Genomic DNA, 22,068 nt, shown 5'->3' with positions numbered 1-22,068 from the left:
CCGACATGGTGAGGTACAGCCTGCGGCGGCTGGCGTACGCGGTCGTGGTGGTGTGGGGCGCGTTCACCGGCGCGTTCTTCCTGCTCTACGTCGTCCCGGGCGACGCCGCGGGCGGCCTCACCATGGGCGCCTCCGGCGGCGACATCGAGACGCTCCTGGCCGAGCAGCGCGAGCTGCTCGGCCTGGACCGGCCCGTCCTCGTGCAGTACTGGGACGCGCTGTCCGGGGCCGTGACGGGCGACTTCGGGCAGAGCCTCTACCAGCGGCGACCCGCGGTCGACGTCTTCTTCGAGTCGTTCCCGGCGACGCTGCAGCTCGCGTTCGTCGGGCTGGCGCTGGCGGTGCTCCTCGGGGTGTCGCTCGCCGTGGTCATCGAGCTCACGAGCTGGCGCTGGATGCGGGAGCTGCTGATCTCGCTGCCGCCCGTCGCGGTGTCGCTGCCGCCGTTCATGGTCGCCCTGGTGCTCGTGCAGGTCGTGGCCTTCCGGCTCGGCTGGATCGACGCGTTCGGCGACGACTCGTTCCTCGGCCTCCTGGTCGCCTCCCTGTCGATCGCGGTGGCTGGCGGCGGCACCATCGCGCAGCTCCTCACGGCGAACCTGCGCGGCGCGCTGTCCTCGCCGTACATCGAGACGGCGCGCAGCTGGGGCCTCAGCCGGTTCGACGTCGTGGTGCGGCACGCGCTGCGCAACGCGGCGCTGCCCGTCGTCACCGCGCTCGGCACCCTCGTCGGGGTGATGGTCGGCGGCACCGTGCTGACCGAGACGGTCTTCGCCCGCCTCGGCGTCGGGCGCCTCATCGTCGACTCCGTCAACGGCCGGGACATGCCCGTCGTCCTCATCGCCGTGACCGTGAGCGCGCTGATCTTCGTCACTGTCAACTTCCTCGTCGACCTGGTCTACCCGGTCATCGACAAGCGGATCCGATTGGACGGCTGATGAGCGTCATCGAACGCACGAGCGCGCTCGGTCGGGCACCCGGGGGCGCGGCGCCGGCGGGGCCCGCGCGCGTCGGCCGGGGCACCCGAGCCCGGCTGTGGTTGCTCGACGTCCTGCGCACCCCGAGCCTCGTCGTCTCGTACCTGTGGCTGGTCGTGGTGCTGGTCGCGGCCGTCGCGCCGTCGGTGTTCGCGCCCGGCGACCCGCTCGCGCAGGACGGCGACGCCATGCTGCTCGCGCCCAGCGCCACCCACCTGTTCGGCACCGACGACCTCGGGCGCGACCAGTTCACGCGCACCGTGCACGGCACCGGTCTGTCCATCCAGGCCGCCGTGGTCGCGGTGCTCATCGGGCTGGTGGGCGGGTCCGTCGTCGGGCTCGTCGCGGGCGCCGTCCGCGGGTGGCTCGACAGCGTCCTCATGCGCTTCATCGACATCATGCTGTCGGTGCCGAGCCTCATCGTCTCGCTCGCGATCATCTCGGCGCTCGGCCACGGCACCATCAACATCGCGATCGCCATCGGCATCAACAGCACCGCGACGTTCGCGCGCCTCATGCGCTCCGAGGTGCTCAAGGTGAGCAACGCCCGGTACGTCGAGGCCTCCGTCTTCGCCGGCCACGGCTACGCCTACCGGCTGGCCCGGCACGTGCTGCCCAACGCGTCCCGGTCGGTGCTCGCCTTCGCCACGATGGAGATCGGCAGCGCCATCCTCACCGTCGCGTCCCTGAGCTTCCTCGGCCTGGGCGCGCCGCCCCCGACGCCGGAGTGGGGGCTGCTGGTGGCCGAGGGACGCACCTTCATCGCGACCCAGTGGTGGCTCAGCCTGCTGCCCGGGCTCGTGGTCGTCGTCTCCGTCCTGGCGGTCTACCGCATCGGGCGGTCGCTCAACCGAGGGAGGACCAGTGTCGTCGCCTGACACCAGCACCGAGCGCGAGCCGCTGCTCACGCTCGACGGCGTGAGCGTCGAGTTCGCCGTGCGCGGCCGCCCGGCCACGCGCGTGGTCGACGACGTCAGCCTCTCCCTGCAGCCGGGCCGCGTGCTGGCGCTGGTGGGGGAGTCGGGGTCGGGCAAGTCGACCCTCGGCCGCACGGTCACCGGCACGCTCGCCGAGAACGGACGCGTCGTCGGCGGCACCGTGACCCTCGGCGGGCGCGAGCTCACCGGCCTGCCGGAGCGGGAGCGCCGCGCGGTGCGCGGCAAGGAGATCGGCTACATCCCGCAGGACGCGCTGCTCGGCCTCAACCCGCTGCTGCCCGTCGGCGTCCAGGCGGGGGAGCCGCTGCGCGCCCACGGCCTCGCGACCAAGCAGGAGCGGCGCGAGCGGGTGATCCACCTCTTCGAGCAGGTCGGGCTGCGCGAGCCGGACAAGATCTTCCACGCCTACCCGCACGAGCTGTCCGGCGGCATGTGCCAGCGCGTCCTCATCGCCGCCGCCATGTCGACGCAGCCACGCCTGCTCATCGCCGACGAGCCCACGACGGCGCTCGACGTCACCGTACAGCGGACCATCCTCGACCTGCTGGACGGCCTGGTGGAGGAGAACGACCTCGCCGTCCTGCTCGTCACCCACGACCTGGGCGTGGCGGCCGAGCGGGCGGACGAGATCGCCGTCCTCAAGGACGGTCGCCTGGTGCGCTCCGGCCGCACGCACGAGGTCGTCGCGCACCCCGGCGACCCGTACACGGAGCAGCTGCTGCGGTCGTCGTCGCTCGGGTTCTCCGGGGCCGACGCCGCGCGGGCCCGGAGCGAGCGGCGCCAGGAGCGGGTCCCCGCGGACGCGCCCGTCGTCGTCGAGGCGAGGGACGTGTCGAAGACGTTCCGCGCGCACCGCGGGCGTGCCGCCGTCACCGCCGTCAGGGACGCGAGCTTCGAGGTGCGGCGCGGCACGACGCTCGGCATCGTCGGGGAGTCCGGCTCCGGCAAGACGACGCTGGTGCGGCTGCTGGCCGGCCTCGGCGCCCCGGACGCGGGGACGATCACGGTGGACGGCCGGCCCGTCGTGCACCACGGGCGCGGGCGCGGCCAGGCGCCGCTCTACCGCACGGTCCAGATGGTCTACCAGGATCCGTTCGCGTCTCTCAACCCCCGCACCACCGTGCGGTCGATCCTCGAGGAGCCGCTCGCGGGCCACCGCATCGGCGGCAAGGAGGACCGTGCGCGGCGCGTCGACGAGCTGCTCGACGTCACGGGCCTGCCGGCGGCGCTCGCCGACCGGTACACCGCCGAGCTGTCCGGCGGGCAGCGCCAGCGCGTCGCGATCGCCCGCGCGCTCGCCCCCGGGCCCGAGGTGCTGGTGCTCGACGAGCCCGTCTCCGCCCTCGACGTCACCGTGCAGCGGCAGATCCTCGACCTGCTCACGTCGCTGCAGGACGAGCTCGCCCTGACCTACCTCTTCATCTCGCACGACCTCGGGGTCATCGCGGAGATCTCGGACGAGATCCTCGTGCTCCGCTACGGCGACATCGTCGAGCGCGGGCCCGCCCTCGACGTCATCACGGACCCCGCGACGGACTACGTCCGCGAGCTCCTCGCCGCCATCCCGGGGGCGGCCGACGCCGTCCCCGGCCGGTCGTGAGCGCCGCCCCGGGTCGCCGCGCACCACACCGTCACGCACCACCTCGAAAGGAACACGACATGGCAGAGCCGGCCCGTCGCCAGCTGCACCTCGGGTACATGTACTGGCTCAACGGCACCCACTGGGGCGGCTGGCGGCTGCCCGAGGCGGCGACGCCGGACGCCTTCGACCTCGAGTACCCGAGCCGGGTGCTGCAACTGGTCGAGGACGCGAAGTTCGACTTCTTCTTCCTCGGCGACACGCTGCCCGGCGACGTCTACAAGGAGCACTACGGGACGACGCACAACGGCGGCCGGCTGGAGCCGTTCACGCTCGCGTCGCAGCTGGCGCTGCAGTCGTCGAAGATCGGGCTGGCCGTCACGGCGCACCCGACGTTCTACGAGCCGTTCACCCTGGCGCGGCTCACCGCCTCGCTCGACCACCTGAGCCACGGGCGCCTGGCCTGGAACGTCGTGCTGGGGGCGAACGACCTCGCGGCCAAGAACTTCAGCCTCCCGGACCTCGGCGGCGAGAGCCGCTACCGGCGCGCGGCCGAGTTCATCGAGGTGATCCGCCGCCTGTGGGACAGCATCGAGGACGGCGCGTACCTGCAGGACAAGGAGTCCGGCGAGTACCTGGACCCGACCAAGATCCACCGCCTGGAGCACCAGGGCGAGTTCTTCTCCGTGGCCGGGACGCTGCCGATGCTGCGCCCGCCGCAGGGGCACGTCCCCCTGCTCTACGCCGGGGCGTCCGAGCTGTCCCGCGAGCTCACCGCCCAGTACTGCGACGTCAACTTCACCGGCCCGCCGGACCTCGCGACGTCCGCGGCGTTCAACGCCGACATCCGCGAGCGCGCGCGGCGCCTGCGCGGCCGCGACGAGCCGATCTTCTTCATGCCGGGCATCACGCCCGTCATCGGGGACACCCGCGAGGAGGCGATCGACCTCTTCGACCGCCTCAACGCCGGCCTGCCGATCGACTCCGACCCCGTCGCCGGGGACCAGCCGGAGGAGTACTACGCGAGCGACCGCTTCCGTGCGCTCGCCACGCAGCGCGGCGGCCTGCCGCTCGGGACGCGCAGCCTGCGCGCGGTGGGGGAGCGCGTCGGCGCCGACCTGCGCCCGCTGGGGCTCGACGGCGTCGTGACGCCCGCGGTGGCGGCGTCGTTCAACGACGCCGGACGCCGGCTGCTCGCGCTGGTCGCGGAGCGCACCGACCGCACCGTCGAGGCCGGCACCGTGCGCGGACGCGACCTGCTGCACAGCTCCCTCGGGGGCGGCTTCCCGCTCGCGATCGGCACGGCGAACGACGTCGCCACGACGCTGCTGGAGTGGTTCGACGCCGGCGCCGCGGACGGGTTCAACATCCAGTCGCCGTTCATGCTCGACCAGCTGGAGCGGTTCACGTCGCAGGTCGTGCCGATCCTGCAGGACAAGGGCGTGTTCCGCACCGAGTACGAGTCCGACACGTTCCGCGGGCACTTCGGGCTGCCGGTGCCGCCGAACCAGTTCGCCGCGCCCGCCGAGGAGGCCGCTCGTGGCTGACCGGAAGCTCCGCATCGGCCTGGCCGCGTACGGCACCGGCTGGGACCTCAACGGGTGGCGCCTGCCGGAGGCCGACAACCGCGGCCTCGTGGACCCGAGCGTGATCGTCGACGTCGCCCGCACCGCCGAGCGGGGGAAGCTCGACTACGTCTTCTCCGGCAGCGCGCTCGGCAGCGAGCCGGACCGGCTCAACCGCATCTACCGGTGGGACAACTTCGTCTACGCCGGGTACGCGGCCGCCGTCACGCAGCACCTCGGGTTCCTCATGTCGGTCAACAGCTCCTTCGAGCACCCGTACGCGACCGCCCGGCAGCTCGCGACGCTCGACCACTTCTCGCGCGGACGGACGGCGCTCAACGTCGTCTTCGGCATCGACCGCGAGGGCGACCCGGCGCGCAACTTCGGCCGCAACCCCGTCCCGACCGAGGGCACCAAGTACGCGCGGGCCCGCGAGTTCACCGAGGTCGTCAACCGGCTGCTCTACGAGAGCTGGGACGAGGACTTCCTGCTCGACGACAAGGCGGACGACACCCTCGTCCGGCCCGGCAGCTGGCACCGCATCGAGCACAGCGGCGAGTTCTTCGAGGTGCGCGGGCCGCTCAACGTGCCCCGGCCCGTGCAGCAGCGGATCCCGAACGTCCACGTCGGGCTGTCCGAGGAGTCGCTCGCCTACGGCGCCGACCTGGCGCAGATCCGGTTCTCGCCGTACTTCGGGCTCGACCGGGGCAGGGCCGAGTACGCGGCGCAGAAGGCCCGCGTGGCGTCGGCCGGTCGCGACCCGGAGAAGTTCAAGATCGTCCCCGGCGTCACGGTCTACGTGGCCGGGACGGGTCGCGAGGCGCGGGCCAAGTTCCGGGAGGTCGTGGCGCTGCAGGCCGCCGAGGAGATCCCCGAGGTGTTCTCCAAGGCGCTCGGCGTCGACCTGTCCCGCGTGCGGGACTCCGAGCGGGTGCTCGACGTCGTCGACATCGACGGTCTCGAGCCCGACGCGCTCGAGGGCCTGTACCGCGGCCGCGTGCAGCGCGGCGCCGGCGACGTGCGCGACGACCGCCTGCTCCTGCGGCAGATCGTCGCGACGCAGCTCGGCGAGGAGGCCACCTTCCGCGAGCTGTACCAGTACGTGCTGCGCTCCCGTGAGGACCAGCAGCCCGCCGTCGTCGGCGACGCGCGCGACGTGGCCGACTGGATCGAGGAGAACTTCGCCGAGCGGGTGCTCGACGGCGTCCAGGTGTTCCCGCCGTACCACCGCGGCCCCGCGGACGCGTTCGTCGACCTCGTCGTCCCCGAGCTCCAGCGGCGCGGCCTCTTCCGCACCGAGTACGAGGCGTCCACCTTCCAGGGGCTCCTCGACACCGACAACGGCTGACCCACCCACCAGTTCGAGGAGACCGCTGTGCCCGCTTCCGCCACCCTTCCCGACGGCTACCGCACGCTCGGCCGCTCGGGCCTCGTCCTGTCGGAGCTCGCCGTCGGCGCCAGCACCTTCGGCCGCACCGGCATGCGCGCCGTCGGGCAGGACCAGGTGAACCGCATCGTCGACCGCGCCATCGACCTCGGGGTCACGTACTTCGACCTCGCCGAGGGCTACGGCGACCGCACCGGCCTGTCCGAGGAGCTGTTCGGCAACGCCCTGCGCGGCCGCCGCGAGCAGGTGGTCGTCGGCACCAAGTTCGGGCGCTCGCTGGCTGCCGACCGTGGGCCGTCGTACAGCCTCACCGGGGCGCGCAAGTACGTCGTCGCGTCCGTGGAGGACAGCCTGCGGCGCCTGCGCACGGACTACATCGACCTCTACCAGATCCACTTCCGGGACTCCCGGACGCCGATCGACGAGACGCTGTCGGCGCTCGACGTGCTGGTGCGCGACGGCAAGGTCCGGTACGTGGGCGCGTCGAACTTCAAGGCCTGGCAGGTGGCCGACGCCGAGCACGTCGCGGCGGCGCGAGGGTACTCGCGGTTCGTCTCGACGACGGACGAGTACAGCCTCCTGTGGCGGAAGCCGGAGGAGGAGCTGATCCCCGCGCTGGAGCACTACGGGCTCGGGCTGCTGCCGTACTTCCCGCTCCAGAACGGGCTGCTCACCGGCAAGTACACGAGGGACCACGCGCCCGCGGACGCCAAGATCACGAACCTCAAGACGTACCTGCTCGGCGAGGCCCCCTGGGACGCGCTCGACCGGTTCGCCAAGTTCGCCGCCGAGCGCGGCGTGACGCCCAGCGCCGTCGCGATCGGGTGGCTGCTCGCGCAGCCCACCGTCGCCTCGGTGATCGCGGGCGTCACGGTGCCCGAGCAGCTCGACGAGAACCTGCTCGCGACGCGGTGGCGGCCGACCGCCGAGGACGACCGGGAGCTGCGGGAGCTGTTCCCCGGCACGCTGTCCGGCGGCCCGGGTCGGGTGGGCTGACAGCCTGACCTCAGGCGCCCTTCGCGACCGGACGCCCCTCGGAGACCCAGCCGGTGAACGACCCCGGGTACAGCGGCACGGTCACGCCCAGCACCGCGAGGGCGAGCACGTCGACCGTCGCCGCCACGCCGCTGCCGCACGACGCGACGAGCGGCGCCTCGCCCGCCGGTGCCGTGTCCAGGTAGGGCGCGTACCGGGCGCGGAGCGTCGCCTCGTCGGCGAGCCCGCCGCCGCGCAGCGCCCCGGCCGCCGGCAGGCTCACCGCCCCCGGGACGTGGCCGGTGCGCGCCCCGTCGCCGTCGTCGGGCGTGCCGGCGTGGGCCTCCGCGCCCCGCGCGTCGACGAGCCGGCCCCGGCGCGCGGCGTCGGCGGCGGTGTCGGAGCCGACCGTCGGCAGCGCACCGAGCGTGACGGTCGCGGTGCCGCCACCCTCCGCGGGGCGCTCCGTGGTGAGCGCGCCCCCGGCCGCGACCCAGGCGGCGCGGCCGCCGTCGAGGAAGCGGACGTCCGCCAGGCCGGCCCAGCGGAGCACCCACCACGCGCGCGTGGCCGTGGACGGGTGGTCGGCGGTGGCGACGACGACCGTGCTGGCGTCGTGCACGCCCCACCGTTCGACGAGGGCGCGGACCTGCGCGGCGTCGGGCAGCGGGGTCGCGCCCGTGCCGGGCCGCACCACGCCGGTGAGCTCGGCGAGGTCGACGGCGTGCGCGCCGGGGATGCGGGCGCCATCGCCGGGCGTCGGGGCCGTGCCGCCGCGGCGCACCTCGACGACGACGGTGGACCCGTCCCCGATCGCGGTGCGGAGCTCGTCGGCGGTGACGACGGGCGGGGGAACGACGGTCATGGGGAGTCCATCCGTGTCGGGGGCGTGGCCGGGGCTTGTCTAGCGCCCGCGTCGGCGGCGGTCACGCCCGCCCCGGCGCCCTCCCGCATGGCGAGACACGGGCGACCGCAGCCACCCGGAATCCTGGTCGCGTGCGGCGCGTTCTGGGACACGTGACGACGACCGAGGACATGCCGCAGGCTGCGGACGTCGTCGTGATCGGCGCGGGGCAGGCCGGTCTGTCCGCGGCGTACCACCTGCGGCGGCGAGGATTCGTGCCCGCGGTCGGCGCGGAGACCGGCGAGCGCACCTCCCTCGTGCTCGACGCCGAGGACGGGCCCGGCGGAGCGTGGCGGCACCGCTGGCGCTCGCTGCGGATGAGCACGGTGAACGGCATCCACGACCTGCCCGGCATCGAGCAGCCCGACGTGGAGCCGGAGGCGGCGAGCGTCGACGTGCTGCCCGCCTACTTCGGCGACTACGAGCACGAGCTGGGCCTCGCCGTCGTCCGGCCGGTGCGCGTGCGCCGCGTCGAGGAGGAGGAGGAGGACGACGGCGGGCTGCTCGTCCGCTGGGAGGGTGGCGGCGGGTCCGGCGTCGTCGCCGCGCGGGCGATCGTCAACGCGACGGGCACGTGGTCGAAGCCGTTCTGGCCCGCCTACCCGGGGCAGGAGACGTTCCGCGGCCGCCAGCTGCACACCGCCGACTACGTGCGGGCGGAGGACTTCGGCGGGCAGCGCGTCGCCGTCGTCGGCGGCGGGATCTCCGCGGTGCAGCTGCTGGAGGAGGTCTCGCACGTGGCGGAGACGTTCTGGTTCACGCGCCGGGAGCCCGTGTGGCGCGACTCGTTCGACCCCGAGGACGGCTCGCGCGCGGTGGCGATGGTCGCCGACCGGGTCCGCGAGGGCCTGCCGCCGCTGAGCGTCGTGTCCGTCACCGGCCTGATCAAGACACCGTCGCTGCGGGCCGCCGAGGCGCGCGGCGTGCTCCACCGGCGGCCCATGTTCACCCGGATCGAGCCCGACGGCGTCGTCACGCCCGACGGCGAGCTGGTCCCCGTCGACGTCATCTTCTGGAACACCGGCTTCCGCGCCGCCCTCGACCACCTGCGGCCGCTGCACCTGCGCACCGCGGGCGGAGGCATCCGCATGGACGGCACGCAGGTCGACGGCGAACCGCGCGTCCATCTCATCGGCTACGGGCCGTCCGCCTCCACCATCGGCGCCAACCGCGCCGGCCGGGACGCCGTCAACCGGATCGTGCGCTACCTCGACGCCACGGCGTCCGACGCCGCCGCGCGCTAGCCGCGCGACCCGCCGGCCTCGCGTCGCTGGGCGACGCTCCGGGCCTGCCCTTCGTGGATGTCGCTCACCCACTCCCAGCCGGGCTTGGCCCTCGGGCCGATTCGCGGGTCGTCGGGAGCACGGCCGTCCCGCAGGTCGTGCAGGTACGCGCGGTCCTGCGCGATCCGCGCACGCAGCTGGTCGGCCCCGCCGACGGACCCGTGCCCCGGGACCACGGCGTCGACGTCGCCGGCCACCCGTTCCAGGAGCTCCAGCCCGCGGAGGTAGTCGGTGATCGGGTCGTTGGTGTCGTCGAAGACGTCGAGCATCGGGACGAAGACGTCCGAGAGCATGTCGCCGGCCACGAGGACGCGGCGCTCCTCGATCAGCAGTGCCGCATGGCCGGGGGAGTGCGCCGGGTGCTCGATGACCCGGACGTGCGGGCCGTCCCACGGGATCCGCGTCGCCCCGTCCGGCAGGCCGGTGACGAGGCCGTACCCGTCCAGCGGCACGTCGTCCGCGATCTCGGGCGGCAGACCCTCGACGACGCGTGCCTCCCAGCCCGGGTCCGACAGCAGGCGTCGCAGCTCGGCCGCGCAGCGGGCCGTGCCGTAGCGGGGCGCGTCGCCGAGCTCGGCGTGCCAGAGCACGTGGTCCCAGTCGGGATGCGTCGCGAACCCCGCCACCACCGGCTCGCCCAGGTCGCGGAGGTCGTGCGCGAGGCACGCCATCTCGTCGTGGGTGAGCCCGGGATCGACGAGGAGCACGCCGCTCGGGCCGCGCACCACCACCGCGTTGTTCTGGAGCAGCCCGCTCTGGTGCGCCCACACACCGTCCGCGACCCGCGTCAGCACGGCGTCAGCCCAGGGCCGTCGACCGACGGCACGGTGTCCAGGATCGTGGTGGCCATGGTCGGTCTCCTGTCCGGTTGCCGCGGCGACGGCCCGGCCGGACGTCCCGCGTGTCGGTGGTGACCGACGGACGGGGCGAAACTCATTGCTGCGCCCGGCCGTCCCCGGACCTTGGGCCATAGCCTCCGGCGGCGATCTGGTGCCCGACGACGGGCATCACGTCGTGGTCCGCGGAACTGTCGCGTCGAAGCTCTCGTAGCGCCAGGCCAGGTGATCGCGATCGGGACGGTCGCCGCGCCGTCTCGGCAAGGTCAGCCGCCGCCCGTGCATCTCCTGCAGGCCGTGCTTCAGCATCGGCCCGTCGACCTCCTCAAGGAGTCCGAACGAGATGCGTACTTCGTAGTCCGGCGTCACGCCGAGCATGTTCTGGTCGTACGCGGCGTGGTGGATCTTGCACAGCGCAAGACCGTTGGTCACCGTCGGCGCGCCGAGCTCGTGCCCGTCCGGCACGATGTGGGCGGCGTCGAGCAGGGACCCGTGCTTGAGCTCGCAGATCGCGCACCGCGTCTCGTACGCGACGAGGACGCGGGTGCGGAACGCCGGCTGGTGCAGGCGCTGCCGCGCGAGCCTGAGGGCGTACTCGCGCTGCGGCTGGGTGAGGTGGCGCGGGTCGTGCAGGAAGGTGAACGACTCGTCCAACGCGATGAGGAACTGTCGGTTCTCCGGCTCATCGTCGATGACGTACACCGGAAACACGGGCGTGTAGACGTTCGCGATCTCCTTGCGGAACAGGATGAGCGGCATGCCGGTGGATATCGCTTGGCGGAGCTTGCGATTGTCGCCCGACCAGGGGTCGCCCTTGCGGTAGGCGTAACGGAGCAGTCCATCCTCGGACATCTCGCTGTCGTGATATCGACCGGGCGTACTCACGATCGAGAGCGTCGAGCCGAACGACGCCGGATTGCGGATACCGCGCGAGTAGTCGATGACGGGCAGCTTCTCGCCGTCGAGGTGGAAGTCGAGCAGCTCGTCGCGCCGCAGGAAGCCGCCGTTGGCCTCCGCCCGCTCGCCTACCCACGCCATGATCTGCCTGCGCAGCTCCGCCTCGACCGCCGACTCCACGCGAGGAGCTCACCATCGCGCCGACTCAGCCGCAAGAGTTCGCGGGAGCAACTCTCCTGGTGGCGGAGGAATTCACCCGACGGTCCGCGTCAGCCGATGATCCGGCGCCCGAGGGTTAGTGATCGACGCGGTCGTGCAGCCAGTGCCTCGTGCGGTCGTCCACGGCGGGGCGGGCGGCGCGTCGGTTGTCGCGCGTACGGTCGACATGCCGACCGAGCAGAGACGCAGAGAGGTGACGCCATGACCACCGACCGCACGGACGCACCGGACGCCGTGGCCGCGGAGTTCTTCGACCGCTACCGGCAGGCGCTGCTGGACCGTGACGAGGCGGCGGTCGCGGACCTGTACGCGGTACCGGCCCTGATCCTGTTTCCGGGGCAGTCGCTGCCGGTGACGAGCCGCGCGCAGACGGAGCAGTTCTTCGGGTCGTCGTGGAGCCAGTACGAGGGCGTCACGGGCATGACGTCGGACGTGCGGGTCGCGGCCGCCACGACGCACAGCGTGTGGGCCGACGTGACGTGGCACCACGACGGGCCCGGCGATGGCACCGAACGGTTCGTGTACCAGCTCGTGCGCACGGACGACGGGTGGCGCATCGCCGTGCTCACGCCGATGGACGCGTGACGCGGGGCGGGAGGTCGGCACGCCCGTCCTTGGCCGGCGCTCGCGGGTAGGGTCTGCGCATGACGAGCAGGTGGCGTGCCGCGGGCCCGGTCACGCTGAAGGAGGTCGCCGCCGCCGCCGGCGTCTCGGTCGCGACAGCGTCGCACGCACTGACCGGTCGCGGCCGGATGACCGACGCGACCCGCACCCGGGTGCAGCAGACGGCGGACGAACTGGGCTACGTGGCGAACTCCCTCGCGCGCGGCCTTCGGACCGGTCGCGCCCAGGCGATCGGGATCCACCACCAGCACGCCGCGGCGGCCCTGGCGAAGCCGTACTTCCGCGAGTTCCTCGCGGGCGCCATCGAGACGGCGCACCAGCACGATCTCGACGTCGTGGTGCTCTCCTCCGACGCCTCCCAGCCTCGCGCGACGACCCCGCGGGTCGACGGCATCGTGGTCGTGGACCCGATCGGTGACGACCGGCGTGCCCGCGAGCTGATGTCGATGTCGGTCCCGGTGGTCGCCGGCGAGCACGTGCCGCCGCAGCTGTCGCGGTGCGCGGTGGTCGCGGCCGACCACGAGACGGCCGTCCGCACCCTGCTCGACGCCGCGGCGGCGCGCGGCGCCCGCCGCCCGCTGCTCGCCGCCCCCGACGCGCACAGCGGGTGGGGCATCCTGCTGCGCGACGTCGTGACCCGCTGGTGCGATGAGCGGGGCGTGACGCCGGTGCTGGTCGAGACCACGTTCGGCGAGCGTTCCGTGGCGCTCCACCGTGAGCTGCTGCGTCCGGTGCTGGCCGCTCATCCCGACGTCGACCTCGTGCTGGGGGCGTCGTCGTTCGTGGTCCGCGGTGCGACGGAGGTCCTCCGGGCGGCGGGCCGGGAACCCGGCCGCGATGTGCTGGTCGCCGCGTGCGCCGACGAGCCGGCTCTGCTCAGTGAGGACCCGCCGGTCTCGGCGATCGAGCTCCCGGCCCACGCGCTGGGGGTCGCCTGCGTCCAGCGCCTCGTCGCGCTGATCGAGGGCGAGGAGGATCCGTCGGAGGCGGTCGGGTCGGTGCGCACGGTGCCGGCGCCGGTGCACCTGCGGGAGTCCACCGCGGGGACGCTCGCTCGCGACGGCGTCTGACAAATCGTTTCACCTCGGTTACGTCCGAGGTGCGGGCACGTGTCGCGGTCTCGAGCCGTGGCGCCTGGGGTAAAACGTGCGTTTCGGCTCCCCTCGAAGCCTGGATAAACGATTAGGCAGCGCCCTAGCGTCGCCGCCATGACCTCCGAGCACGACACCACGGACGGCGCCGACCAGGACACGACGGCCGGCGCGCACGACGACCACGACGGTCAGGACCACGCGCACGGCGGCGACGAGCACAGCCACGACCGGTGGCCCGAGGGCTTCTGGGAGCAGCCGCGCCGGCTGGGCGAAGGACTGGACGGGCACGGCGCCACGGACGACTACAACGAGGGCCGCACGCCCGGGTTGTTCCACGTCAACCGTCGCCACTCGGGCAGCCACTCGGGCATCCGCACGTTCGCCCGGCTCCCGATGGCGCTCACGCCGGAGGACCTCGTCGCCGCGGGCGTCGACGTCGCCGTGTTGGGGGTGCCGTGGGACTCGACGGCGGGCGGCCGGTCCGGCACGAACCACGGTCCGCTCGCGCTCCGGCAGGTCCCGTCGTTCGCCGGCTACGGCTTCCCGAGCAAGCACCTCGACGTGCGCGTCGACCCGTTCGAGGTCCTCACGATGTGCGACTACGGCGACTCGCCGATCCACGTCGGGAACACGGCGGGCACCTTCGAGTCGGTCCGGAAGTTCGTGGGGACCGTGGTCACGTCGGGCGCGATCCCGATCATCATGGGCGGCGACCACGCGATCACGTGGCCGTGCGCGACGGCCGTCGCGGACCACTACGGCTACGGCAAGGTCGGCATCGTCCACTTCGACGCGCACGCCGACGTCGGCACCGACATGAACGGCGCCCTGGCCTCCCACGGCACCCCCATGCGCAAGCTCATCGACTCCGGCGCGGTGCCCGGCAAGAACTTCGTCCAGGTGGGGCTGCGCGGGTACTGGCCGGACCAGGAGACGCTCGACTGGATGGACGAGCGCCAGATGCGCACCCACTTCATGGCGGAGATCGTCCGCGACGGCTTCGACAAGGTCCTCGAGCGCGCCGTCGACGAGGCCCTGGACCAGGCCGACCACCTGTACATCTCGCTCGACATCGACGTCTGCGACCCGGCGTTCGCGCCCGGCACGGGCACCCCGGTCGCGGGCGGCATCACCTCCATCGACGTGCTGCGGGCCGTGCGGCGGCTCTCGGCCGAGGTCGGGATCGTCGCGATGGACGTCGTCGAGGTGGCGCCGCCCTACGACAACGACGGCGAGATCACCGTGCTGCTGGCCAACCGCGCGATCGGGGAGGCCATGACCGGCACCGCGATGCGCCGGCTCGGCCTCACGGGCCCCGACCACGCCGACCCCCACGCGCTCAACCGCACCGCCGACGGCCGGCAGCGCACGCAGGTCTTCCGCGACGCCCCGGCCTGAGCACCACCCGACGCCCCACCCCGACGACCCCCACCCCGACGACCCGAGGACACGCATGTCACACGACCACGACCACTCTCACGACCGGTGGCCCGACGGCTTCTGGGAGCAGCCTCGCCGCCTGGGCCAGGGGCTGGAGGGCCACGGCGCCACCGACGACTTCAACGAGGGACGTCCCCCGGGGCTGCTGTTCGCGAACCGCAAGGCCGAGGGCGGGTTCGCGGGGATCCAGACGTTCGCCAAGCTGCCGGTGGCGCTCACGCCCGAGGACCTGCGGGCCGCCCAGGTCGACGTCGCCGTCCTGGGCGTCCCGTGGGACTCGACCGCCACCGGCCGGACCGGCACCAACCACGGGCCGCTCGCCATCCGGGCGTGCGACTACAAGGGCGGCTACGGGCGCCCGCACTTCTCCCTCGACACCCACGTCGACGCGTTCGACGAGCTGGTGATGGCCGACTACGGCGACGCCCCCGTCTTCGTGGGAAACACCGCGAAGACGTTCGAGGAGGTGCGCAAGTTCATCGGCACGGTCGTCGACGCCGGGGCCGTCCCGATCGTCCTGGGCGGCGACCACGCGATCACATGGCCGTCGGCGACGGCGGTCGCGGACCACTACGGGCACGGCAAGGTCGGCATCGTCCACTTCGACGCGCACGCGGACACCGGGTCGGACATGCCGGGGTCGCTCGCGTCGCACGGCACGCCCATGCGCCACCTCATCGACTCGGGCGCCGTGCCGGGCAAGAACTTCGTCCAGGTGGGGCTGCGCGGCTACTGGCCCGACCAGCAGACGCTCGACTGGATGGACGACCAGCGCATGCGCACGCACTTCATGGCCGAGATCGTCCGCGACGGCTTCGACAAGGTCCTGGAGCGCGCCGTCGACGAGGCCCTCGACCAGGCCGACCACCTGTACATCTCGCTCGACATCGACGTCTGCGACCCGGCCTACGCCCCGGGCACCGGCACCCCCGAGCCCGGCGGCATCACCTCGAACGACATCCTCCGGGCCGTGCGGCGCCTCGCCGCCGAGGTCGGGATCGTCGCGATGGACGTCGTCGAGGTCTCCCCGCCCTACGACGACCGCGGCGAGATCACCGCCCTGCTGGCCAACCGCGCCGTCCGCGAGGCCATGACCGGCATCGCGATGCACCGCCAGGGCCTCACCGAGCCCGACTACCTGCACCCCTACGCGATCGGCCTGGACGCCGACGGCAACCGCCGCAACCAGGTCTTCCGCACCGCCGACTGACGCACCGCCGACTGACGCACCGCCGACCGCACCGTCCCTGCACCGTCCCCGCACCGCCCTGCCGAGCCAGCTCAGAGAGAGAAGACCACCATGACCTCACGCACGCGCCGTGTGCCCGTCGTGGCGAGGCGCACCCTGGCGCTCCTCGCCGTCGGCACCGTCCTGCTCTCCGGCTGCGCCGGCGGGGAGTCCGGCGACGCCTCCGCCACCGCGGCCGCCCCCACCGACGGCGTGCTGCGGCTGGGGGTGCTCAACGACATCGGCCAGCCGCCGGACCCGGACGTGTACTACTCGGGCAACGGCCTGGCCATCACCACCAACGCCTACGAGGGTCTCGTGCGCTACGAGGCGGGCAACCACGACGCCGCCACCGTGGTGCCGTCGCTCGCGGAGTCGTGGGAGGTCAGCGACGACTTCACCGAGTACACCTTCGTGCTGCGCGAGGGCGTGACGTTCCACGACGGCACGGCGTTCGACGCGTCCGCGGTCGAGGCGTCGTTCCAGCGCCGCCTCGACGTGGACGCCGGCCCCGCCTACATGGTGCAGGGCGTCGCGGACGTCGAGGAGGTGGACGACCACACCGTCACGGTCACGCTGGAGCAGCCCAACTCGGCGTTCCTCGACTACCTGGCCTCCCCGTACGGGCCGCGGATGATCAGCCCGACGGCGCTGAAGGAGCACGCGGGCGACGACTTCGCGCAGACCTGGCTGTCGACGCACTCGGCGGGCACCGGCCCGTACGTCCTGTCCGAGGCGGTCGTGGGGGAGGGCTACGAGCTCACCTGGTTCGACGAGTACTGGGGCGACCTCGACCCCACGTTCACCACCGTGGAGCTGCCGGTCTACACCGAGATCTCCGCGATGCAGCTCGAGCTGGAGAACGGCGACCTGCACGCCCTGCTGTCGGGGGTGCCGACGGCGTCGCGCCAGAAGTACCTCGACTCGGAGGCGCTGGAGGCGTTCGCGCTGCCGTCCTTCCAGGTGGGCGTCATGTACATGAACCCGAACCGCGACCTCCTCGCCGACGCCGACGCCCGCCGGACCCTCTTCGAGGGGATCGACTGGGCGGCGCTCATCGACCAGGTCACCGGGGTGAGCTCCGAGGTGGCCCAGGGCTACTACCCGAAGGGCGCCCTGCCCGTCGACGTCGACACCCGCGAGCTCGTGCACGACCCGGCGGCGCTCGAGGAGTGGGTGGGGTCGCTGGCCCCGGGCACCGCGATCCAGATCGGCTACAACGCCGGCGGTTCGGACGCCGAGCAGATGGCCAACATCGTCGCCGCCCAGCTGCAGGCGCTGGGGATGACCGCGACGGTCACCAGCCACCAGTCCTCCGAGGTCTTCGGCGACTTCCCCGAGCACCCGGAGGACGCCCCCGACGTGCTCATCGCGCCCGCCACGTGGCCGGACTCCAACAACGCCTACATGCACGGCCACGTCTTCTGGGACGCGGACGGCGGGCTCAACCACCTGCAGTGCTCCGACGAGACGACGACCGGATTGCTCGACGAGGCCCTCACCACCGGGTCCGCCGAGACGTACGTCGAGGCCGGCGCCGCCGCCTACGAGGCCGGGTGCGCGCCCGTCTTCGCCTGGTCCACGGACTTCATGGTGGCCCAGGACTGGCTGGAGGGAGTCGAGTCGTCCCACTCCATCGCGGCCCCCGCCACGCTCGACTTCGCGACCCTCCGCATCGACGAGCCCGCGGCCGCCGAGTGACGCGGGCACCCCGCCCGGCACCGAAGGAGACAGACGCCATGCCCCCGCCCGTGACCGCCGGACACACCCGGCTGCGCGACCTTCCCTCGGCCTTCTGGTGGCTGTGGACGGCGCAGCTCGTGGTGTGGATCGGACGGTTCGTCGTCCCCTACATGACGATCTTCCTCACCTCCTCGGTCGGCATGTCCGCCGGCGAGGCGGGGCTCGTGGTCGCCGCGTACGGGGTCGGGGTCGTGGTCTCGTCCCTCGCGGGCGGGGTGCTCGCCGACAAGGTCGGGCGCCGGCGGGTGCTCCTCGCCGGCGAGCTGCTGAGCGTGGTGGCCCTCGTGGCCATCCCGATGGCCGACAGCGCCGGCCTGATCGCCGTCCTGCTCACCGCGTACGGCCTGTTCAACGGCACCTGCGGTCCCGTCATCCAGACCATGGTGGGCGACCTCGTCGAGCCGCAGCACCGGCGCACCGCGTTCAACTACAACTACTGGGCCGTCAACCTCGGGTACGCCATCGGCCCGCTCGCCGCGGGGTTCATGGCCGAGGTGTCCTTCTCCCTGCTGTTCTGGTGCCAGGCCGGGCTCGTGCTCGTGTCCGTGGGCGTCATCGCCGCCAAGGTCCCCGAGACCCGCGTCCAGCTGCCCGAGGAGGCGCCGACGACGGACGGCGCCGCGCGCGAGCTCGGCCGGGCCGGGGGCGGGGGCCTGCTGTCCGTGCTCCGCGACCGCACCTTCATGACCTTCGCCGCGGTGATGTTCGTGTACTCGATCGTCTACGTGCAGTCCACCACCACGCTGCCGCTGGTCATGACCGAGCAGGGGCACCCGTCCAGCCACTTCGGCATCCTGCTCACCCTCAACGGCGTGCTGCTGTGCCTGCTGCAGCTGCCCACCGCGCGGCTGTTCAACCGCTGGTCGCGCGACCTGGTGATCGTCCTCGCGATCACCCTCACGGCGGTGGGCGTCGGCCTGCAGTCGCTGGCCGCCACCCTGCCGATATATTTCGTGACCGTCGCGATCTGGACCCTCGGCGAGATGGGCTCCCACCCCCAGGCGACGTCGATGACGGCGGACCTCGCCGACCCGCTCCGGCGCGGGCGCTACCAGGGCGTCTACGGGCTCACCCACTCGCTGGCGACGGCGGTCGGGCCGGTCGCCGGCGGGTTCGTGCTGGACGCCTACGGGTCGCAGGTGCTGTGGCTCGGCGCGTCCGGGCTGGCGCTCGTCGTCGCGGCCCTGCTCGCGATCACCGCCCGGTCACGGCAGCGCCGCGTCGCCGAGGTCACGGCCCTCGACGCCGCCCGCCGCGCCGCGCTGCGCCCGCGAGCGCCCGCGGAGGCCGGCCACCCCTAGGCCCCGCCCCGCCCGCCCCCGTCGCGCCCGTCGTCCCGCTCGTCCCGCCCGCTCGTCCCCGCCGCACCAGCAACGAAGGAGCCGGTCCCATGGATGTCGCCGCACCGCCCTCCACGGGCACGCTGCCCGACCCGGGCCCCGTCAGCACCGCCAGCACCGTCAGCACCGCCGATCCCGTCGCCCGGCTGCGCGGGCTGGACGTGAGTCTCGAGCGCCACGGGGTCCGTTCGCAGATCCTGCACGGCGTCGACCTCGAGATCGGGCGCGGCGAGATCGTCGGCGTCGTCGGGGAGTCCGGCTCCGGCAAGAGCGTGATGAGCATGGCGATGCTCGGGCTCCTGCCCGAGTCGTCCCGCCCCCGGATCGACGGCACCCTCGAGGTGGCCGGGCTGGACCTGCGGACGGCGTCGCCCGGTCGGCTGCGCGAGGCCCGGCGCAGCCGCCTGGGCGTGGTCTTCCAGGACCCGATGACGTCGCTCAACCCGACGATGACCGTCGGACGGCAGGTCGCCGAGAAGGCCGGGTCGCCGGACGAGGCCGTCCGGCTCATGCGCGAGGTCGGGATCCCGCAGCCCGAGCGCCGGTACCGCTCCTACCCGCACGAGCTCTCCGGCGGGCTGCGGCAGCGCGTCATGATCGCCATGGCCCTGGCGGGCCGGCCCGAGCTGGTCGTGGCGGACGAGCCGACCACCGCCCTCGACGTCACCGTCCAGGCGCAGATCCTCCGGCTGCTCGCGGGGCTGCGGGACGACGTCGGCTGCTCCGTCGTGATGATCACGCACGACCTGGGTGTCGCCGCGCAGGTCGCCGACCGCATCGCCGTCATGTACCGGGGACGGATCGTGGAGATCGGGTCCACGGAGCAGGTGCTGGAGCACCCTCGGCACCCCTACACCCTGGGGCTGCTCGGGTCCCGGCTGTCGCTGGAGTCGGACCGGACGCGGCCGCTGTGGAGCCTCCCCACCGAGGTCACCGGGGCCACGTCGGCCACGGGGGCAGCCGGCGGCGGGGGCGGGTGCGCGTTCAGGGCGCGCTGCCGGTTCGCCGTCGAGTCGTGCGGGGTCGGCGCGCCGCCCCTGGACGCGGCCGGCGAGCACGGCGCCGTGGGGCACCGCGTCGCGTGCTTCGAGTCCGCCCGGCTCGGCGACCAGGGCGTCACGCGCACCCTGCTCGACCCGCTGCCGCCGCTGCCGGAGCCCGACCGCGGCGCGCCCCTGATCCAGGCGGCGGAGCTGACGTGCACCTTCCAGGTCCGCGACGAGCGCGGCCGCAAGGCGCGGCTCGGCGCGCTGCGGGGCGTCACGTTCGACCTCCAGCCCGGCGAGTCGGTGGCCGTGGTGGGCGAGTCGGGCTCGGGCAAGTCGACGCTGCTGCGGGTGGCGGGGCACCTCGAGAAGCGGTTCACGGGCTCGGTGCGCGGCCCGAGCGGCACCGACGTGCAGATGGTGTTCCAGGACGCGGGCTCGTCGCTCACGCCGTGGATGACGATCCGGGAGGTGCTGCACGAGCGCCTGCCGCGCCGCACGGACCGGGCGGAGAAGGAGCGGAGGGCCCTCGCGATCCTCGACCGTGTCGGGCTGCCGCCGGCGGTGCTCGACGCCCGTCCCGGCGAGCTCTCGGGCGGGCAGCGCCAGCGGGTGGTGCTGGCCCGCGCCACCATCGTGCCGCCCCGGGTGCTGCTGTGCGACGAGCCGACGAGCGCCCTGGACGTGTCGGTCGCGGCGAACGTGCTCAACCTCGTCAACGAGATGCGGCGCGAGCTGGGGATCGCGGTCATGTTCGTCACGCACGACCTCGCCGTCGCGCGCATCGTCGGCGACCGGATCGCGGTCATGTACCTCGGCCGCATCGTCGAGGTGGGCCGGGCGGAGGACGTCATCGCCCGCCCGCAGCACCCGTACACGCGCAACCTCGTGGCCGCCGTGCCGCAGCCGGGCGTCACGGTGGAGCCGTTGCCGGGCGAGCCCGCCAGCGCGCTCGACCCGCCCACCGGCTGCGCGTTCCACCCCCGGTGCCCCGTCGCCGTCCCCGAGTGCTCGAGCACCGTGGTCGGGATCCAGCTCACCGCCGTCGACGGGCGCCCGTCCGCCGACGTCGCCCGCCGCCACGAGGTGGCCTGCCTCCGCCGAGGAGAGATCTGATGGCCGACGTCCTGACCCGCACCGACGACCGTCCACCCCCCGGGGCTGCGCCCGGCCCGCCCGCCGCCGCGCCGCACCCGGCCCCGCGATGGCGCCTGACCGCCCGCCGGGCGTCCGGCGGCACGAACACCCGCGCCCGCCGGGCGCTGGACTGGACGCTCATCGGCCTGCTCGTGGCCCTCACCGTCCTGGCCGTCGTCGCGCCGCTCGTCGCGCCCCACGACCCGGTCCAGCCGGTCGGCCCGCCCAAGCTCCCGCCGCTCTCCGAGGGGTTCCTGCTCGGCACCGACCAGATCGGCCGGGACACGTTCTCCCGGGTCCTCGTCGGGCTCCGGACGTCGTGGCTGCTGTCCATCGCGGTCACGGCGGTCGGGCTGGCCGTGGGGTCGCTCGTCGGCGTGGTCGCGGGGGTGGCCGGCGGGTGGCTCGACGCGCTGCTGATGCGCACCACGGAGGTCTTCCTCGCGCTGCCGTCCATGCTGGTGGCCGTGGCCGTCGCGGCCGCCCTGGGGCCGGGCCTGTTCAACACGTTCCTCGCGGTGAGCATCGTCTGGTGGCCGTACTACGCCCGGATCGTGCGCGGCGAGGTGCGCGGCATCATGGCCCGGCCGCACGTGGAGGCCGCCCGCATGGCCGGCGTCGGCCGGGTGCGGCTCGTCCGGCGGCACGTGCTGCCGGGCGTGGTGCCCACCGCGATCGTCACCGCCAGCCTCGACATCGGCAACGTCGTGATGGTGCTGGCGTCCCTCTCGTTCCTGGGGCTGGGTCAGCCGGCGCCCGCGCCGGAGCTCGGCGCGGACACCTCGCGGGCGCTGGTGGAGATCCTCGACGCCTGGTGGATCCCGCTCGTCCCCGGCGTCGCCGTGATGCTGCTCGGCCTGCTGTCGAACCTCGCCGGGGACGCGCTGCGCCACCGGCTCGCCCACCGGAGGTGATG

The 22,068-nt window shown here is 73.5% G+C and carries 18 protein-coding genes; 15 read left to right on the top strand and 3 right to left on the bottom strand.

The genetic code is table 11. The features are described from left to right. Positions 1–5: 5 nt before the first annotated feature. Genes ACFQ80_RS06935 through ACFQ80_RS06910 form a run of 6 tightly spaced genes read left to right on the top strand, consistent with a single transcriptional unit; the run spans position 6 to position 7,442 of the window. Positions 6–938, top strand: a complete 933-nt coding sequence (locus tag ACFQ80_RS06935; RefSeq protein ID WP_430550956.1) for an ABC transporter permease — start codon at positions 6–8, stop codon at positions 936–938. Beyond that, positions 938–1,855 carry an ABC transporter permease gene (locus ACFQ80_RS06930; RefSeq protein ID WP_430563103.1) on the top strand — a complete coding sequence of 306 codons (918 nt, stop codon included), beginning with the start codon at positions 938–940 and terminating at the stop codon, positions 1,853–1,855. The genes ACFQ80_RS06935 and ACFQ80_RS06930 overlap by 1 nt, the downstream gene beginning before the upstream one ends. Further along, positions 1,842–3,515: a dipeptide ABC transporter ATP-binding protein gene (locus ACFQ80_RS06925; protein WP_430563102.1), complete on the top strand. Its 1,674-nt coding sequence runs from the start codon at positions 1,842–1,844 to the stop codon at positions 3,513–3,515. The genes ACFQ80_RS06930 and ACFQ80_RS06925 overlap by 14 nt, the downstream gene beginning before the upstream one ends. A gap of 59 nt (positions 3,516–3,574) precedes the next feature. After that, complete coding sequence (locus ACFQ80_RS06920) at positions 3,575–5,041, top strand: LLM class flavin-dependent oxidoreductase (protein WP_430563101.1); 1,467 nt, start codon at positions 3,575–3,577, stop codon at positions 5,039–5,041. Then, positions 5,034–6,407 (top strand): NtaA/DmoA family FMN-dependent monooxygenase, encoded by a 1,374-nt coding sequence (locus tag ACFQ80_RS06915; protein ID WP_430563100.1) that lies wholly within the window; start codon positions 5,034–5,036, stop codon positions 6,405–6,407. Before ACFQ80_RS06920 ends, ACFQ80_RS06915 begins: the two co-directional genes overlap by 8 nt. A 27-nt stretch (positions 6,408–6,434) precedes the next feature. Beyond that, positions 6,435–7,442, top strand: a complete 1,008-nt coding sequence (locus ACFQ80_RS06910; RefSeq protein ID WP_430563099.1) for an aldo/keto reductase — start codon at positions 6,435–6,437, stop codon at positions 7,440–7,442. Between the two features lie 10 nt (positions 7,443–7,452). On the opposite strand, the gene ACFQ80_RS06905 is transcribed toward ACFQ80_RS06910, so the two are convergent. Next, the gene (locus ACFQ80_RS06905; RefSeq protein WP_430563098.1) at positions 7,453–8,286 is read right to left on the bottom strand and encodes a sulfurtransferase; all 834 of its coding nucleotides are present in this window, start codon (positions 8,284–8,286) and stop codon (positions 7,453–7,455) included. A gap of 170 nt (positions 8,287–8,456) precedes the next feature. On the opposite strand from ACFQ80_RS06905, the gene ACFQ80_RS06900 reads away from it, so the two are divergent. Continuing rightward, the gene (locus ACFQ80_RS06900; RefSeq protein ID WP_430563108.1) at positions 8,457–9,569 is read left to right on the top strand and encodes an FAD-dependent oxidoreductase; all 1,113 of its coding nucleotides are present in this window, start codon (positions 8,457–8,459) and stop codon (positions 9,567–9,569) included. On the opposite strand, the gene ACFQ80_RS06895 is transcribed toward ACFQ80_RS06900, so the two are convergent. Together ACFQ80_RS06895 and ACFQ80_RS06890 are read right to left on the bottom strand one after the other, a co-directional pair. Continuing rightward, positions 9,566–10,402 (bottom strand): MBL fold metallo-hydrolase, encoded by an 837-nt coding sequence (locus ACFQ80_RS06895; protein WP_430563097.1) that lies wholly within the window; start codon positions 10,400–10,402, stop codon positions 9,566–9,568. The genes ACFQ80_RS06900 and ACFQ80_RS06895 overlap by 4 nt on opposite strands. Positions 10,403–10,615: 213 nt before the next feature. Then, positions 10,616–11,521 carry an HNH endonuclease gene (locus ACFQ80_RS06890; protein WP_430563096.1) on the bottom strand — a complete coding sequence of 302 codons (906 nt, stop codon included), beginning with the start codon at positions 11,519–11,521 and terminating at the stop codon, positions 10,616–10,618. A gap of 240 nt (positions 11,522–11,761) precedes the next feature. On the opposite strand from ACFQ80_RS06890, the gene ACFQ80_RS06885 reads away from it, so the two are divergent. From ACFQ80_RS06885 to ACFQ80_RS06850, 8 genes are all read left to right on the top strand, one after another. After that, the gene (locus tag ACFQ80_RS06885) at positions 11,762–12,145 is read left to right on the top strand and encodes a DUF4440 domain-containing protein (RefSeq protein ID WP_430563095.1); all 384 of its coding nucleotides are present in this window, start codon (positions 11,762–11,764) and stop codon (positions 12,143–12,145) included. 59 nt (positions 12,146–12,204) lie between these two features. Beyond that, positions 12,205–13,254 (top strand): LacI family DNA-binding transcriptional regulator, encoded by a 1,050-nt coding sequence (locus ACFQ80_RS06880; protein ID WP_430563094.1) that lies wholly within the window; start codon positions 12,205–12,207, stop codon positions 13,252–13,254. 138 nt (positions 13,255–13,392) lie between these two features. Further along, the gene (gene speB / locus ACFQ80_RS06875) at positions 13,393–14,676 is read left to right on the top strand and encodes an agmatinase (protein WP_430550971.1); all 1,284 of its coding nucleotides are present in this window, start codon (positions 13,393–13,395) and stop codon (positions 14,674–14,676) included. A 55-nt stretch (positions 14,677–14,731) separates the two neighbouring features. Continuing rightward, complete coding sequence (gene speB, locus ACFQ80_RS06870) at positions 14,732–15,928, top strand: agmatinase (protein WP_430563093.1); 1,197 nt, start codon at positions 14,732–14,734, stop codon at positions 15,926–15,928. Between the two features lie 90 nt (positions 15,929–16,018). Then, a complete protein-coding gene (locus ACFQ80_RS06865) occupies positions 16,019–17,647 on the top strand; it encodes an ABC transporter substrate-binding protein (protein ID WP_430563092.1) in 1,629 nt (542 codons plus the stop codon). Between the two features lie 38 nt (positions 17,648–17,685). After that, positions 17,686–18,990: an MDR family MFS transporter gene (locus ACFQ80_RS06860; protein WP_430563091.1), complete on the top strand. Its 1,305-nt coding sequence runs from the start codon at positions 17,686–17,688 to the stop codon at positions 18,988–18,990. Between the two features lie 89 nt (positions 18,991–19,079). Then, the gene (locus ACFQ80_RS06855) at positions 19,080–21,131 is read left to right on the top strand and encodes a dipeptide ABC transporter ATP-binding protein (RefSeq protein WP_430563090.1); all 2,052 of its coding nucleotides are present in this window, start codon (positions 19,080–19,082) and stop codon (positions 21,129–21,131) included. Beyond that, entirely contained in the window at positions 21,131–22,066 is a 936-nt protein-coding gene (locus ACFQ80_RS06850; RefSeq protein ID WP_430563089.1) for an ABC transporter permease, read from the top strand. Before ACFQ80_RS06855 ends, ACFQ80_RS06850 begins: the two co-directional genes overlap by 1 nt. Positions 22,067–22,068: the final 2 nt, after the last annotated feature.

The sequence above is a fragment of the Isoptericola sp. NPDC056578 genome, assembly GCF_042793275.1.
In the GTDB taxonomy this organism is placed as follows: domain Bacteria; phylum Actinomycetota; class Actinomycetes; order Actinomycetales; family Cellulomonadaceae; genus Isoptericola.
Note: the sequence above shows the minus strand (reverse complement) of the source record. Positions and strands in the feature narration are given on the sequence as shown.

Bases quoted from the DNA above. Each gene is read 5' to 3' on its own strand.
- ACFQ80_RS06935 (WP_430550956.1), top strand. From the start codon at position 6: ATGGTGAGGTACAGCCTGCGGCGGCTGGCGTACGCGGTCGTGGTGGTG.
- ACFQ80_RS06930 (WP_430563103.1), top strand. From the start codon at position 938: ATGAGCGTCATCGAACGCACGAGCGCGCTCGGTCGGGCACCCGGGGGC.
- ACFQ80_RS06920 (WP_430563101.1), top strand. From the start codon at position 3,575: ATGGCAGAGCCGGCCCGTCGCCAGCTGCACCTCGGGTACATGTACTGG.
- ACFQ80_RS06905 (WP_430563098.1), bottom strand. From the start codon at position 8,286: ATGACCGTCGTTCCCCCGCCCGTCGTCACCGCCGACGAGCTCCGCACC.
- ACFQ80_RS06900 (WP_430563108.1), top strand. From the start codon at position 8,457: ATGCCGCAGGCTGCGGACGTCGTCGTGATCGGCGCGGGGCAGGCCGGT.
- ACFQ80_RS06885 (WP_430563095.1), top strand. From the start codon at position 11,762: ATGACCACCGACCGCACGGACGCACCGGACGCCGTGGCCGCGGAGTTC.
- ACFQ80_RS06880 (WP_430563094.1), top strand. From the start codon at position 12,205: ATGACGAGCAGGTGGCGTGCCGCGGGCCCGGTCACGCTGAAGGAGGTC.
- speB (WP_430550971.1), top strand. From the start codon at position 13,393: ATGACCTCCGAGCACGACACCACGGACGGCGCCGACCAGGACACGACG.
- speB (WP_430563093.1), top strand. From the start codon at position 14,732: ATGTCACACGACCACGACCACTCTCACGACCGGTGGCCCGACGGCTTC.
- ACFQ80_RS06865 (WP_430563092.1), top strand. From the start codon at position 16,019: ATGACCTCACGCACGCGCCGTGTGCCCGTCGTGGCGAGGCGCACCCTG.
- ACFQ80_RS06860 (WP_430563091.1), top strand. From the start codon at position 17,686: ATGCCCCCGCCCGTGACCGCCGGACACACCCGGCTGCGCGACCTTCCC.
- ACFQ80_RS06855 (WP_430563090.1), top strand. From the start codon at position 19,080: ATGGATGTCGCCGCACCGCCCTCCACGGGCACGCTGCCCGACCCGGGC.
- ACFQ80_RS06850 (WP_430563089.1), top strand. From the start codon at position 21,131: ATGGCCGACGTCCTGACCCGCACCGACGACCGTCCACCCCCCGGGGCT.